Consider the following 15,027-nt stretch of genomic DNA (forward strand, 5'->3'; position numbering starts at 1 on the left):
GGAGGGAGAAAAGATGCTGCTGTTGTTTTTGATCTTTTGGCCGCTCGCCATGGCGGTTCCCTGCGCCGCTTTGGGCATAAAAAACCGTTTTCTGCGGGATAACCTGCCGCTTTTTACCTGCTTGATCGGGCTTACCGCGGCTGTTTTCGCTCTTTGCCGCTTTCTATCCGGCGAATCGATCGTTTGCGACCTGCCGGGGGTGTGCGGCCTTGGCCTTTCCTTCACGCTGGATGGGTTCCGCGCGGTTTGGGCCGTGCTCATCACCTTTTGCTGGGCGGCGAGTGAAACGGTCGCGCGCGAATATTTGGAGGAGCGCCAGTGCCGCTACCACTTTTTCACCCTGCTGACCCTGTGCGGCACCATGGGCGTGTTTTTATCCGCCGATCTGTATACCACCCTGCTGTTTTTTGAAACCATGAGCCTTGCAAGCTGGGTCTGGGTCGCGCATGAGGACACGGCCAAGGCGAGCTACGCCGCGGATACCTACCTTGCCGTGGCGGTCATCGGCGGGCTGGCGACGCTGATGGGGCTATTCCTCCTGTACGACCTGACCGGCGACCTGACCATCGCGGGCCTATACGAGCGGTGCTTGCCGTTTGCGGGTTCCGGACAGCTTACGGCGGCGGGCGTGCTGCTGCTGTTGGGGTTCGGCGCAAAGGCCGGTATGTTTCCGCTGCACTTCTGGCTGCCGCAGGCGCACCCGGTCGCGCCCGCGCCCGCATCGGCGCTGCTTTCCGGTATTTTGACCAAGTGCGGCCTGTTCGGCATCCTCGTGACCAGCTGCGAGATCTTCCGAAACGACGCGCGCTGGGGCAAGCTCGTTTTAGGGCTTGGCGCGGTTACCATGCTGTGGGGCGCGGTGCTCGGCGTGTTTTCGGTCGATCTCAAGCGCACGCTGGCGTGCTCGTCCGTGTCGCAGATCGGCTTTATCCTGACCGGCGTGGGCATGTGCGGCATTCTGGGGGAGGAAAACGCGCTGGCCGCCGCCGGTACGATGCTGCACATGGTTAACCATTCGCTCATCAAGCTTACCCTGTTCCTGCTTGCGGGTGTGGTCGCCATGAACCGGCACACGCTCGATCTGAACCGCCTGCGCGGCTGCTGTCGGGGCAATAAGCCGCTCGCCTTCGCGTTTCTCGCGGCGGGGCTGAGCGTGGCGGGCGTGCCGCTGTTTTCCGGCTATATCAGCAAAACGCTGCTGCATGAAAGCATTGTGGAGGGCGCGGCGCTTCTGGGTACCGCCGGTTTCCCGCTGCGCGTGATCGAATGGATGTTCCTGTTTTCCGGTGGGCTGACGCTGGCCTACATGGGCAAGCTGTTTTACGTGCTGTTCGTTTTGCCGCCGGAGGAGGGCGCGCCGCCGCTTGTGATGCGCCGCGCCACCGCCGTCGCGGTGCTGCTCCCGGCGGCGCTGATGCCGGTAATGGGCGTGCTGCCGCATGCCACGATGGACCGCTTCGCCGAGCTGGCGCGGTCCTTTCTGCACGGCGCGGCCGCGGAAGCGCCGGTCGCTTATTTTTCGCTGAACAATTTATCGGGCGCGGCGGTCTCGCTTGGTATCGGCGCGCTGGTATACCTGCTGTTCATCCGCCGCAGGCTGATGGAACCGGGCGCGCGCGGCATACCGGCGGTACGGAATACGTGGCCGGGATGGTTCGACTTGGAGGGGCGTATCCTGCGGCCGTTCGTGCAGCGGGTGCTGCCCGGCGTTTTTGGCTTTGTTTTCCGCCTGCTGGATTATTTACCGGATGCGCTTGTTCTGCTGCTGCGCAAAACCGTGGTGCGCGATCAAACGCCCGCGCCGCCCGCCGTTTCCGGCAGCGAAGCGCTGGACCGGCTGGGCCGCGCGCTCGACCGTGCCGCCGCCCGCCGTGGCAAACGGGCGGACAAACCCTCGTTTGTTTATCTGCTTGCGGAAAAGGAGCAGGCGTTTGTGCTGACGACAAGGCTGATCTTCGCCAGCATGTCCTTCGGCCTGCTGCTGTTCTGCGCCGGACTGACGCTGACGCTTTGCTATCTGCTTATTTGAGCAGAGGGGGCCGCGTCAGCTGGATGCGAATTGGAAACCGCCGGTTTTCCAGTGTTAGGAAAGAAAATTGGAAATTCCAAATTGGAAGCGCCAAGGGAACCAACCGCGATTTTTTTACGTCAAAAGAATGCCGAAACGTATAAAAACGAGGTTCTGTACTATATATGAGCCTAAAAGCCGCCTTATAAATGATAAAAAGGTAAAAATTGAAAAGGTTTTTTGTCGCGCGCTGGAAAATATTGATGCGCCAAATTTGAAATAAACCTTGAAAATTCCAGCCAAACGTAGTACCATGGAGCTGTGCAAGTAAAAGCGTGGTAATGCGCGAAAGCACACGAAATAGGAAAAATTTTTTCGAGAGGGTGGGGTGATCCTATCGGCATGTGATGGAAAACCACGAGAACGAATCAAATGCAAGGAGGAGCAACAACCAATGAGAAAGAAACTTTTGTCCGCATTATTGTCTATGTGCATGATGCTGACGATGCTGCCGATGTCCGCATTTGCAGCAGACGAGACCGCTGACGCGAAGGTTCCGTGGGATACGGATAACGTTTATACGTTGACAGAGGATACCACGTATGAGACCATTGATACGAACGCTGATGGTGAAAAAGATACCTATGCAATTAATCTGGACACCTATACCCTGTCTGTCGACACCGTAAACGTTGGCAAGGATAGCTTCTTATCTATCAAGGATAAGAAGGATGCTAAGGGTTCTGTGAAAGCTGCAACGTCTAAGGATGGTGTCCGGTTCGTACTGGATGGTACCCTGACAACCGAGTATGTTATCTTTGAGGATACTGTAACGGTATCTGCATCTGAAGCTACGCCCGCGCCCGCTTCTTTCGCGGCTCGCGCAGCAACTCCGACAAGCAGCGTTCTGAGCGGCACCTTCAAAGACGGTCTCATCATTGAGAAGGATGCAGTTGTAACTTTGAAGGATGCTACGGTTACGGGCGATATCACGGTTAAGGGTGAGTTGACCGTTTCTGGTGCTGTTGAAGTAACGGGTAGCCTCAAGGTTGAGGGTAAACTAACCATTGCTGACGATGCCAGTGTCACTGGTAAGATCGAAGGCGAAGGCGACATTATTGCGCCGTCTGGCTATACCCCGTACACCTTCGAGGTAACTAGCGGCGGCCATGTAGACGTATACACTGTAAGTGAAGATACGACTTCGGCTGTAAAGGTTGAATCCGGCATAACCACATTGTCCGTAAAGGGCGATAAGACGCAGATGAATTTCTTCCCGGATAGCCGCTACGATCTTGGCGATGTCAAGCTCGGCGATGATAAGCTGGATGTACAGAACAATACTTACACCCTGAATAACGATACGACGGCTCACAAGACTGTCTCCGTTAACTTCACCTATCAAGGTGGCGGTGGCGGCGGTGGCGGTTCGTCCGGCTACTCCGTCAACGTTGCGTCCACCACGAACGGCACCGTAACGGTCAGCCCGAAGAACGCCTCCAAGGGCGCTACGGTCACTGTTACCGCCAAGCCTGACAAGGGCTACGTTCTGGACACCCTGACCGTTACCGACAAGGACGGCAAGAAGATCGACCTGACCGACAAGGGCGATAACAAGTTCACCTTCGTTATGCCTGCCGGCAGCGTTACTGTTAAGGCGACCTTCAAGGTAGCTCCCAAGACGCCGTTTACCGACGTTGCGGAAAGCGCTTGGTACGCCGACGCTGTAGCCTATGTCTATGAGAACGGCATGATGAAGGGCACCAGCGACACCAAGTTCAGCCCCGAGCAGACCACCACCCGCGGCATGATCGTTACGATCCTGTACCGTCTGGAGAAGGAGCCGTCTGCTTCCGCCGCCAGCTTCACTGACGTAGCTTCCGGCAAGTACTACTCCAAGGCTGTGGCTTGGGCTTCCGCCAACAAGATCGTCACCGGCTACGGCGACGGCAAGTTTGGCCCGAACGACACCATCACCCGCGAGCAGATGGCTGCGATCCTGTATCGCTATGCCTCCTACAAGGGCTATGATGTGACCAAGACCGCCGACCTTTCCAAGTTCACCGATGCTTCGCAGGTTGGCGTATTTGCCAAGGCTGCTATGCAGTGGGCGAACGCGGAAGGCCTGATCAACGGCACCAGCACCACCAAGCTGTCGCCGAAGTCCGGCGCTACCCGCGCGGAAGTCGCCACCATCCTGATGCGCTTCTGCGAGAATATCGCCAAGTAATTACAATAGCATAGATACCAAAAGAGGGCTGCGACGAAACGCGTTTCGTCGCAGCCCTCGGTTTTAGTTGGAGATTCGCGTCTAAGGGAAACGCATAGGAAAAACAGGGGATTCACCGAGCTAGTAGGGCGCGACGCCTCGGCGCGCCGAGGGCGTCGCGCCCTACATGGTCAGTGATTGCAATACCGTTTTGCCTTGCCCGGCCTTATTGGAATGACATGGATGGGGCGCGACGCCCACAACATCAGCGCTCGCCCGCCTGTCGAGTAGGACGGGCTGACCCAAGCCCGCCGAAAGCGAAGCGCCAGCAAAGATGGGCGCGCCCGGCAGGCCGATTCGGCCGAGCGGAGGCAGAAGGTGAGCCGCTGTAAGCGGCGAGAAGCCCCTCTGGAGGGCCAATCCATTAAATCCCTAAGCACCCGGTACGGCTCCATGGCAAATGGTTTGTATAGTATGCAGTATGTAGCTTACGATTCATCCGTATGATTGGTAAGCTGATAGCCAATGCGGGGGAGCGTAATGATGGTATGCTGCGGCGGAAGCTTTTTGCGGATATTGCCGATCAGGCGTACCACCGTTTCGTGGCTGGGCTTTTTGGCGGTATCCTGAATAGCTTCGATCAGAACGTCATATGTGCATGGTTGATCAAAGTTTGTATGGAGGACGCCCATGATTTGACTTTCGCTGGGGGTAAAATGCTGCGACATTAGGTCGGGTGCGGTTTGGCCGCTGTATTCCGTGATCAGCTTACTAATCTCTGTTACATCCACTTGTAGATCCGCGGCGAGCTGATTCATGATTTCATCGAACGCTTGCAGACATTGCTCTCCCTGTAATGAGAGAGCCTCCTGCGTGAAGGTATGTATTAATTCGACGATATGCAGCGCTTTCGCTGTAGGCTCCTTACAGGAGTCTTGAAGCAGGGAAGGTGTTTTGCATATAATACGGTCGGCCTTTTGGAGGAGATGATTACAGGCTGTCTGGATAAATAGATGGATATCCGGCGGGGGAGCCTGCTTGAGCAATTCCCACTTGGCAAGATATAGTTGGAACAACTTGTGCAGCCCTATGACCTGTTGCGCGTTACGTTCTATAAATACGGCGCTCCACTGCTGCTTCACAGCATCCACCGTTAACTCGGATGAATTGGCTTCTGCAATTCGCAGTGCGGACATATCAGTCTCACCTTGAAACAGGGCGTTTTGCTGACGCGCTTCCTGCCATCCTGCTACCTTATAGCCGCGCATTTCGGAAAGAATGGACACAAAACGTGCTATGACTGAATTGACCGTACCTTCTATGGGAGCTGCAAAGTCTGATTCCAAAGAAGAAGCAGCGGAATAGAGCGACTCCATATCGATCAGCGAATACAGTCCGGCGGAGACGGTTTGGTTTTGCGAATGGAGCCTTCGCAGTTCATCCATGCCCATGGCTTCGCCATGTCCTCCGGTGCCCACGCCCTGCGTGGCGGTGACGCTGCTGGCATAGGCGTCGTTAAAATCCCGAATCACGGAGATAAGCATCTTGCGCATATGGCGCTCCGGCATGGGGCCTGATAAATTTTGAAGCTTCTCTAAACCTTGCTTCGCAATAGAAACGGATACGTGCGCCCGGTAGTCCGCCGTTTCAACGGGCTCGTTGTCAAGCTTCACCTCGTTTAAAAGGTTTTGATAGAAGTGCGCTGCCGCCGGCACCGGCATTTCCCGCACCATGACTTTTTGATATTTCTTCATGAGCGCATCCGCGATCGTATGGTCGCCCTGCGTGGCATTTTCATCGGGAGATAATAGATTTGTCGGTGAGCGGCCGTCCAGCTTTATGGTCTCCACAATCATTTCGTCTGGACTGATCGGAGCGTTGGGATCTAGCCCCTTATGCCGTAGCGATACCGCCGCGGAAAGCGCGCACTGCACCACAGCGGGCGCGGAAACGGCGCGCGGCGTAACGGTAGGGGGCGCAAGCGCGCCGATCCGGCTGGCCGATTGCTCCAGCGCCGGGTTTAGGTTCGCGGGCATACCGCCAAGGCGTATGGTCGGCCGCACCAGCCCTTGCTTTTGCTGCACCACATGGCCCAGCTCGTGCGGCAGGTGGCGCTCCTGCCCGGGGGCGATATGCACCTGCGTGCCCTGCGTATAGGCCAAGGCGCCGATTCGGCCGGGCTTTTCGGAATGGTAATGGATACGCACATCGTCCAGCGAAAAGCCGGACGCAGTCTCGAAACGCCGCTTCATTGCGGTGGGTATGCCGGTGCTGTTTGGCGCCGGTCTTTTTTCTGCTGTTTTGGGCACGGTCTTTTTTTCTGCGGACAGCATAGGCGCGCCTCCTTTTTCGGGGTGGGGCAAAATGGCCAAGATATCTGATAGCCTTACTATATTCCAAAATCCGACAAATAGCAAGAGCATAAAAGAAACAACATAAGAAAGACAATTTACAAAATAATAGCAAATTATTTAGTAAATGATCGCGGCGAAAAACAAATGGATGAAATAGAAAACATACAAGCTGTTTGTTACGATAAAGGAAAAACTAAACGTGCAGTACTCCATATTTCTGATAAAATGATAATTTATTCACAATTATTGCAAAAGAGCACACATAAAAATAATGCATAATCACTAAATGACACGATTCAAATTTCTATAAATCTACTAAATATTACTTGATAATTTAGAAAACGATTGACACAAATTCGGCGGTGTGATTTAATAATCTCAACAAAACCGAAACAGTAGATCGGTAGGCATAAACAGCGAAGCAGGCGGGCCGGGGGAACGCACCCGAATAGGCGAAGAAAGGAGCTGAGCATTGCATCCGTAAAAAGAAAACGAAGATTTCCGCCTGCGAAAAAGGGAAGGACCATACAGAAAATCTTCTAGTCTTTGATTTGAGAGGAGCAGAAAAATGAAAAAGAGATTATTTGCATCGCTGCTGACGGCCGCCATGTTGGTTGGCACCCTGACCGCGTGCGGCTCCGAACCCGCGCCCGCCGCGTCGTCCGATCCGGATGCGCAGTCCGGCGCGGAGCCCGCGGAAAACACCCCCTCGGCGGAAGGGAAGGTAAAAATCGGTTTTTCTCTCAAGACGGTCAACAACCCCTTCGTCGTATCGGTGAAAAACGGCGCGGCCAAGGCCGCCGAGGAGTTTGGCGCGGAGATCATCATTACCGACGCGCAGCTGGATTCGCAAAAGCAGATGACCGATGTGGAATCCTTTATGCAGCAGAAGGTGGATGCGATCCTGATCGATGCGCTCGACTCGACCGCGCTGCTGCCCACCGTGCAGGATGCGAACGATCAGGGCTTTAAAATCCTCACCGAGGATTCCCGCATTACGGGCGCGGAGGATATCGTCCTATCCCACGTGGGCATCGATAACGAAAAAAGCGGCGAACGCATTGCCCAGTATCTGGTAGACGAGATGAAAAAGCAGGGCAAGAAAAATATCATTATATTTGAGGGCCTGCCCGGCGCGGAAGCGACGACACAGCGCGCCAAGGGCTTCCATACCGTACTCGATAACAACAGCGATGTTAATATCCTATTCGCCAAAAACGTCGGCGACAAGCGCGAGGAAGGCCTGCAAAACATGGACGACATGCTGCAGAAGTTCGATAATATCGACGCGGTGATCTGCTGCAACGACGAGCTGGCTTTGGGCGCGATCTCCTCGATCGAGGGCGCGGGCCGCGAAGGCATTCTGGTGACCGGTTTTGACGGCAATTCGGACGGCTTGCAGGCGGTCAAGGACGGCCGCATGCTCGCCACGATCGACCACGCGCCCTATACCATGGGCTATATCGCGGTGGAGACCTGCATCAAGGCCGCGAAGGGCGAAAGCGTGGATAAGGCCACGGTGTTCGATGTGGAGCTGGTCGATTCCTCCAATGTGGACGAAATCATCGCCAAGCACGCGAACGAGTAGGACGGATCAAACAGCATTCTTCTTTCTCTTCTTCCTTCTGTGAAAGCTTGGGCGGGGCTTCGGCGAAAGAGAGCCCCGCCCGGCTTTCCCATCACGCGGCTCCTTTCGCCGGAGCCGTACCGCATCACAAAGATAAGGGGAGACCTATGGATCAGGATATTATTCTGGAAATGAAGCACATCACCAAGGTTTATCCGGGCGTTACCGCGCTGAACGATGTCAGCATCGACCTGCGGCGCGGCGAGGTGCTCGCCCTGCTCGGCGAGAACGGCGCGGGTAAATCGACGCTGATGAAGGTGCTCAGCGGCATTGTGCAGCCAACCGCGGGGGAAATCGTCATAGCCGGTAAAAAGGCTGAAATGAAAAGCATAACGGACGCCCGCCGTCTGGGCGTCAGCATCATCCATCAGGAGCTCAACCTGATCGGTGAAATGGACGCCGCGCAAAATATCTTTCTAGGCCGCGAACCCAAACGATTCGGCAATGTGATCGATAAGAAAAAGCTTTATCTGGATACGCAACAAATCATGGACAGCTTGGGTCTGCATCTGGATATCCGCACGCCGGTAAAAAAACTGAGCGTTGCCCGCCGGCAGATGATAGAGATCGGCAAAGCGCTCTCCTTTGGCGCAAACATCATCATCATGGACGAGCCGACGGCCCCGCTGACCACTGTGGAAATAAATGAGCTGTTCCGCATCATTCGCGGCCTGAAGGCGGAGGGACGGTCGGTTATCTACATATCCCACCGCTTGGAGGAGATTCCCGCGATCTGCGACCGCGCGAGCATTCTCAGGGACGGCTGCTATATCGGTACGGACGATGTGGCGAGGCTCGACCGCGATACGATGATCACGATGATGGCGGGCCGCGTGCTGAACGATCTGTTCCCGAAAACGAAAGTGGAGATCGGCGAGACGTTGTTCGAGGTGAAAAACCTGAACACGGACATGCTGCACGATATTTCATTTACCGTTCGCCGGGGCGAAATACTGGCGCTGACCGGACTGGTCGGCGCGGGCCGTACCGAGACCGTGCGCGCGATCTTCGGGGTCGACCCGCGCGACGCGGGGGAGATTTATATCGGCGGCAAGCCGGTCGGCATCAAAAAACCGGCGGATGCGATTCGCCACGGCATCGCCTTTTTAACCGAGGACCGCAAGGAGCAGGGGTTTGTTCCGTTGATGTCGGTTAAGGAGAACATCACGCTGCCGGGCCTGCGCCCGCTCCAGCGGGGCGGGGTGATCCGTGGGGCGAAGGAGCTGGGCATCGTGGACAAATACGTGAACGATCTGCGGATCAAAACGCCCTCCATCCATCAAAAAGTAAAATTCCTTTCCGGCGGCAATCAGCAAAAGGTCGTGCTTGCCAAGTGGCTGAATCTGGACGCGGACGTGATCATTCTGGACGAACCGACGCGCGGTATCGACGTGGGCGCCAAGTCGGAAATCTACGCCATCATGGGCGAGATCGCGAAAAAAGGCAAGGCCATCATCATGATCTCCTCCGAAATGGAAGAGGTAATGGCGGTGAGCGACCGCGCGGTGATCCTATGCGAGGGGCGGATCACGGGCACGCTCGACCGCAAGGATTTCGCGCAGGAGACCATTATGAGCTATGCAATGGGAGGGGTATCATGAAACAGAACACCGCGGGCGCGGAGAAAAAGAGCGCCCTGAAAAGGCTTTTTGAAATACGCGAGTTCGGCGTGATCTGCGCCCTGATCATCATGGTGCTGCTGCTTTCGGTCTTTGCGGAATCGTTCTTTTCCGCCTCCAACTTTCTGACCATTTTGCGTACGGTATCCACCAACGGCATCATCGCGGTGGGCGTTACCTTTGTGATTCTGACCGGCGGCATCGATCTTTCGGTCGGTTCCGGTCTGGCGCTGTGCGGCGCTTTCGCGGCCGCTACGTTCAACGGCACGGGTTCTTCCGTTCTGGCCGCCGTGGTCGCGCTGGTCACCGGCCTGATCCTTGGCCTGTTCAACGGCGTGCTGATCGCGTTTTTCGATGTGCCGCCCTTTATTCAAACGCTTGTCACCATGACCGCGGCGCGCGGCATCGTATACATCTTCTGCGATGGCACGCCGATTCCGGAGGTGGGCGCTTTTATCGGCGGGATCGGCCGGGGCCGCGTGCTCGGCATTCCAAACCCGGTCATTCTGACGGTGATCGTCTTTGCGGTCGGCTGGTTCCTTCTGAACAAGACCACGCTCGGCCGCTATGTCTATGCGATCGGCGGCAACGAGGAATGCACCAAGCTTTCCGGCGTTAATGTGCGGCGGTATAAGATGATGCCCTATATCATCAGCGGCGTCACTTCCGCGTTGGCCTGCCTGATCTTGATCGGCCGCCTGAACTCGGCGCAGCCCTCCATGGGCGATAAGTTTGAAATGGATGCGATCGCGGCCGTCGTGGTCGGCGGCACCTCGCTATCGGGCGGTTCCGGCACCATGGTCGGCACGCTGGTGGGCGCGCTTATCATCGGCGTTTTGATGAACGGCATGAACATGCTCGGCGTCGATTCGTACGCGCAGTATATCGTAAAGGGCGCGGTGATCCTGTTCGCCGTATTGCTGGAGACCCGCAAGAACAAAAACAGCAAGTAAGCGCACAGGAAACAGGGCGGATGTTTGCCGATCAAACACCCGCCCGTTTTTTATACCCCATGTTTTGCCATCTAATTGACAGGGTACCAAAATTACCGTATTATATTAAGTAAAGGCAGAATTCGGGGTATCAGGGTACGGTTACAGGCGTCGCCAGTGGCCTTCCGGACTGTTTGAAAGTTGAGAGGATGCGTTGCCATGACAGTAAAGGAAATTGCCCGGCTTGCAGGCGTTTCCCCTTCGACCGTATCGATCGTCCTAAACGGAAAAGCGGGTGTTGGCTCGGAAAAGCGCGAACGGATCACGGCGCTGCTTCTGGAAAACGGCTTTACCATACGCGACGCGGACGGGGCGGGGAGCCAGCCAAAGGGCACGGTGAAGTTTATCCGCTACCGCGCGACCGGCAACTTTGTCGAGCGCAACGATGATTTTATCACACAGGTGATGGAGGGCGTGGACGCCGCGCTGCGCCGCTGCAAATATACGATGAGCGTGGTCAATGTGGACGACAGCGATTTCGAGACCGTGCTGGGCGGCCTGCGATATGAAAATATCGTGGGCGTGATCTTTCTCGGCACTGAGTTTGACGCGGAACGGTACGGCGTGCTGGCCGATCTGGAGTTTCCGGTCGTCGCGGTGGACAACTGCTTCCGCAATTATCCGATCAACTCCGTGGATATGGCGAATATCGAAGGGGCGCGTCTCGCGCTGCGTCATTTATATGACAAGGGACACCGGCGGATCGGCTATTTAAAGGGCTCCATTCGCACGGGCAGCTTAAAAGAGCGGTGCGCGGGCGTTTATCAAGCCATGCATACGCTGGGGCTGAAAATGCGGGAGGAGGACGTCGTCCGCATCGAGCCCGTGGTAAACGGCGCGTGCGAGGATGTGTGCCGCTACCTTGCGGGGCGGCCGAGCCTGCCAACCGCGTTTTTCGCGGATAACGATGTGATGGCGACGGGCGCGCTGCGCGCGTTCCAGCGGTGCGGGCTGCGCGTGCCGGCGGATGTGTCGCTGGTCGGTTTTGACGACTCGCTGATCGGCTCGGTGATTGAACCGGCGCTGACGACGATCCATATTTTCAAACGCGAAATGGGCGAGATCGCGGCCAAGCGGCTGATCGACATGATGGAAACAGGGGACCGCTGCATCGCGAAAACCAGCGTCGGCGTCACGCTGGTCGAGCGGGACACGGTCGCCGCGCCCCGGGACGGGGAGATCGTCTGGTAAAGGCGGACGCGTCCGCTGCAAAATTTGGATACATAGCCGTGTGCCTGCCGCTTTTGTAAGCGGCAGGCTTCTTTTGCCTGCGGCCCGCAAGAAAGCATAGTGGTTCTTTTCCTTTTTTGTCAGATTGCAATAAATGGCTGGCTATTGCAAAATGGAAGTTGTATAATAAAAACATCTACGTTGCATAGAGTGCAACGAATCAAGGGTAAGGGTAATTTGGAAAGGAGGCGGAAGCTATGGCCATATTGGGGATCTTGGTCGGCTTCCCACTGCTGACGGCGTTCGCCATGCTGTTTATCCGGCACGACGCCGCGCGCGACAGGGTCGTAAAAGTAGCGGCCGCTATCACGGCGATTTTGTCGGTAGTCGTCAGCGTGATGTATTTCAAAACGATGCCCACGTTCTTCAACATCGGCAGCGAGGTGTTTTCTACCGTGCTGCTGATCGCGGAGATCGCGATGTGCGTGCTGATCGTGTATTTGTGCCTGCGGGCGCGGCGCTGGTTCACGGCGCTTTTAAGCGTTGCGCAGACCGCGCTGATCGTTTGGTTCGAGCTGGAAGCACGGGCACCACGTTTACGCGGGCTTCGACCTGATGATCGACAAGCTCGGCATTCTGATGATATTGATCATCGGTCTGGTCGGAAGCGCGATCACGGTGTACGCGCTCGGCTACATGAAGGATTTTCAGCACCACGACAAATCGCTGATGGATAAACGGCCGGTGTTTTTCTTTGTGCTGTATCTGTTTTTGGCGGCGATGTTCGGGCTGGTCCTGTCCAACAACCTGATGATGATGTATTTCTGCTGGGAGATCACGAGCTTTTCCTCCTTCCTGCTGATCGGTTATACCGGCACGAAAGAAGCGCAGAAAAATTCGTTTTGCGCGCTGTCGCTCAATCTGCTCGGCGGCCTCGCGTTCGCGGTGGCCATTGTCTGGCTGGGGCTGACCCAGCAGCTGATCGGCCTGAGACAGATCGTCGGGCTGACGCAAAGCGGCATCGACGTCGTCGTGCCGACCGCGCTTTTGGTGTTCGCGGGCCTGACCAAGGCGGCGCAGATGCCGTTTTCCAAATGGCTGCTCGGCGCGATGGTCGCGCCCACGCCGACCTCGGCGCTTTTGCATTCCTCCACCATGGTCAAGGCGGGCGTGTTCCTCATCATCAAGCTGTCGCCCGCGCTGGGCGACAGCCCCGCCGGTCTGCTCGCCATGATGACGGGCGGCGTCACCTTCCTGTTCGCATCCTTTGCCGCGATTTCGCAATCGAACGGCAAAAAGGTGCTGGCGTATTCGACGATCTCCAATCTGGGGCTGATCGTCTGCTGCGCGGGCATCGGCACGTTTGAAGCGGCGTGGACGGCGATCATGCTGGTCATTTTCCACGCGGTCGCCAAGAGCTTGATGTTTCTTTCCGTCGGCACGGCGGAGCACCACGTCGGCAGCCGCGATATCGAGGATTTCGACGGCCTGTTCGGCGAAATGCCGCAAGCTTGCGGTCTGTATGTCCATCGGCATCTGCGGCATGTTCCTCGCGCCCTTCGGCATGCTGATTTCCAAATGGGCGGCCATGAAGGCGTTTATCGATTCGGGCCACGCGATGCTGATGCTGATCCTCGTGTTCGGCTCCTCCGCCACCTTCTTTTTCTGGACCAAGTGGCTGGGCAAGGTGACGGCCATCGTCGCGGGCAAGCGCAGCATCGAAAGAACCGTACATAAAGAGGAGTGGTTCGTCCTCAAGGGGCTGGCGGCCGTCACCGTGCTGGTCTGCGTCGGCTTCCCGATCATTGCGAAGAATTTAGTCGCGGATTATCTGGTCATTCATTTTGCACGCGTGCCGGGCGAGGTGATCAGTCAGGGCAACATGCTCATCATGTCCTTTATGGTGGTGTTGCTGGTCGTTTTGCCGCTTCTGGCCTTTGGCCGCAGCAACAAAAAGCTGGTGCACGTCAACCTTGCGGGTGAAAACATGGGCGATGATCTGACCTTCCGCGGTTCGATGGATATTCCGGTGCCGGTTTCACTGCGCAACTGGTATATGGAAACGCTGTTCAGCGAGCGGTGGATGCTGCTGGGCGGCAGCATCGTCAACATTGTAATCATCATTCTGTCTTTCTCGGAGCTGTTGGGGGGTGTGCTGCATGTCTGAGCTATTGCCCATCATTCTGGGCGGCGCGGGCTATCTGGTGCTTGCGCCCATCATCGGCGGCTTGCTTGCCGGGATTGACCGTAAGCTGTCGGCCCGGATGCAGCGCCGTAAGGGCCCGCCGCTTTTGCAGCCCTTTTACGATGTTTTCAAGCTTTGCAGCAAGCAGGGCATTTCGGTCAACGGCGTGCAGGATTTTTACGTCGCGGGCTTTCTGTTGTTCGTTGTCATCAGCGGTATTTTCTTCTTTACCCATGGCGATATTCTGCTCGTCGTTTTCACGCTGACGCTCGCGAGCGTGTGCCTGATCGTGGCCGCGTATTCGTCCAACTCGCCGTACAGCCAGCTTGGCGCGGAACGCGAGCTGCTGCAAACCATGGCCTACGAGCCCATGCTTTTGATGACGGCGATCGGCTTTTACCTTGCCTTCGGCACGTTCAACCTGTCCGAGATCATCAGCGATGAGCGCGCGGCGATCGTCTACCTGCCGGGCGTGTTCGTCGGCCTTTGCTTCATCCTGACCATCAAGTTCCGCAAATCGCCGTTTGACCTTTCGATGTCGCACCACGCGCATCAGGAGCTGGTCAAGGGCATCGTGACCGAATTTTCCGGCAAAACGCTCGCCATGGTCGAGGTCGCGCACTGGTATGAAAATATCTTTTTGCTGGGCTTTGTCTACTTATTCTTTGTATGGTCGGCGCGGCTTTCGCCCCTTCTGGGCATTGCCATGTGCGCCGTGGTCTTTGTTTTGGAAATCTTGATTGACAACTGCTGCGCGCGCGTCAAATGGCAGCACGCGCTGGCCGCCACTTGGGGCGTTTCGCTCGTGGCCGGCTTTGTCAACCTGCTGGTATTGATGACGATTCGGTAAGAGGGGAGGGGCT

The 15,027-nt window shown here is 56.4% G+C and carries 11 protein-coding genes; 10 read left to right on the forward strand and 1 reads right to left on the reverse strand.

Annotation, left to right across the window (positions count from 1 at the left end; all coding sequences use genetic code 11):
• The first annotated feature begins 13 nt into the window (after positions 1–13).
• Positions 14–2,029 (forward strand): complex I subunit 5 family protein, encoded by a 2,016-nt coding sequence (locus RWV98_RS08245; RefSeq protein WP_317865166.1) that lies wholly within the window; start codon positions 14–16, stop codon positions 2,027–2,029.
• A 433-nt stretch (positions 2,030–2,462) separates the two neighbouring features.
• Positions 2,463–4,238 carry an S-layer homology domain-containing protein gene (locus tag RWV98_RS08250; protein WP_317865168.1) on the forward strand — a complete coding sequence of 592 codons (1,776 nt, stop codon included), beginning with the start codon at positions 2,463–2,465 and terminating at the stop codon, positions 4,236–4,238.
• A 467-nt stretch (positions 4,239–4,705) separates the two neighbouring features.
• Here RWV98_RS08250 and RWV98_RS08255 read toward each other — a convergent pair whose 3' ends face one another.
• Positions 4,706–6,550 (reverse strand): eCIS core domain-containing protein, encoded by a 1,845-nt coding sequence (locus RWV98_RS08255; protein ID WP_317865170.1) that lies wholly within the window; start codon positions 6,548–6,550, stop codon positions 4,706–4,708.
• Positions 6,551–7,139: 589 nt separating this feature from the next.
• On the opposite strand from RWV98_RS08255, the gene RWV98_RS08260 reads away from it, so the two are divergent.
• The 8 genes from RWV98_RS08260 to RWV98_RS08295 all read left to right on the forward strand — a co-directional run bounded on the left by RWV98_RS08260 (position 7,140) and on the right by RWV98_RS08295 (position 15,014).
• Positions 7,140–8,159: a sugar ABC transporter substrate-binding protein gene (locus RWV98_RS08260; protein ID WP_317865172.1), complete on the forward strand. Its 1,020-nt coding sequence runs from the start codon at positions 7,140–7,142 to the stop codon at positions 8,157–8,159.
• A gap of 146 nt (positions 8,160–8,305) precedes the next feature.
• Positions 8,306–9,799, forward strand: a complete 1,494-nt coding sequence (locus RWV98_RS08265) for a sugar ABC transporter ATP-binding protein (protein ID WP_317865174.1) — start codon at positions 8,306–8,308, stop codon at positions 9,797–9,799.
• Entirely contained in the window at positions 9,796–10,770 is a 975-nt protein-coding gene (locus RWV98_RS08270) for an ABC transporter permease (protein ID WP_317865176.1), read from the forward strand. Before RWV98_RS08265 ends, RWV98_RS08270 begins: the two co-directional genes overlap by 4 nt.
• A gap of 198 nt (positions 10,771–10,968) precedes the next feature.
• On the forward strand, positions 10,969–12,000 hold the full coding sequence (locus tag RWV98_RS08275) for a LacI family DNA-binding transcriptional regulator (protein ID WP_280963724.1): 1,032 nt from the start codon (positions 10,969–10,971) through the stop codon (positions 11,998–12,000).
• A 236-nt stretch (positions 12,001–12,236) separates the two neighbouring features.
• The gene (locus RWV98_RS08280) at positions 12,237–12,716 is read left to right on the forward strand and encodes a hypothetical protein (RefSeq protein WP_317865179.1); all 480 of its coding nucleotides are present in this window, start codon (positions 12,237–12,239) and stop codon (positions 12,714–12,716) included.
• Positions 12,598–13,716, forward strand: coding sequence for an NADH-quinone oxidoreductase subunit 5 family protein (locus RWV98_RS08285; RefSeq protein WP_317865727.1), 1,119 nt, complete (start codon positions 12,598–12,600; stop codon positions 13,714–13,716). The genes RWV98_RS08280 and RWV98_RS08285 overlap by 119 nt, the downstream gene beginning before the upstream one ends.
• On the forward strand, positions 13,598–14,146 hold the full coding sequence (locus RWV98_RS08290; protein ID WP_317865180.1) for a hypothetical protein: 549 nt from the start codon (positions 13,598–13,600) through the stop codon (positions 14,144–14,146). Before RWV98_RS08285 ends, RWV98_RS08290 begins: the two co-directional genes overlap by 119 nt.
• On the forward strand, positions 14,139–15,014 hold the full coding sequence (locus RWV98_RS08295) for a respiratory chain complex I subunit 1 family protein (RefSeq protein WP_280963722.1): 876 nt from the start codon (positions 14,139–14,141) through the stop codon (positions 15,012–15,014). The genes RWV98_RS08290 and RWV98_RS08295 overlap by 8 nt, the downstream gene beginning before the upstream one ends.
• The last annotated feature ends 13 nt before the right edge of the window (positions 15,015–15,027 follow it).

Source organism: Agathobaculum sp. NTUH-O15-33, from assembly GCF_033193315.1.
GTDB lineage: Bacteria > Bacillota > Clostridia > Oscillospirales > Butyricicoccaceae > Agathobaculum > Agathobaculum faecihominis_A.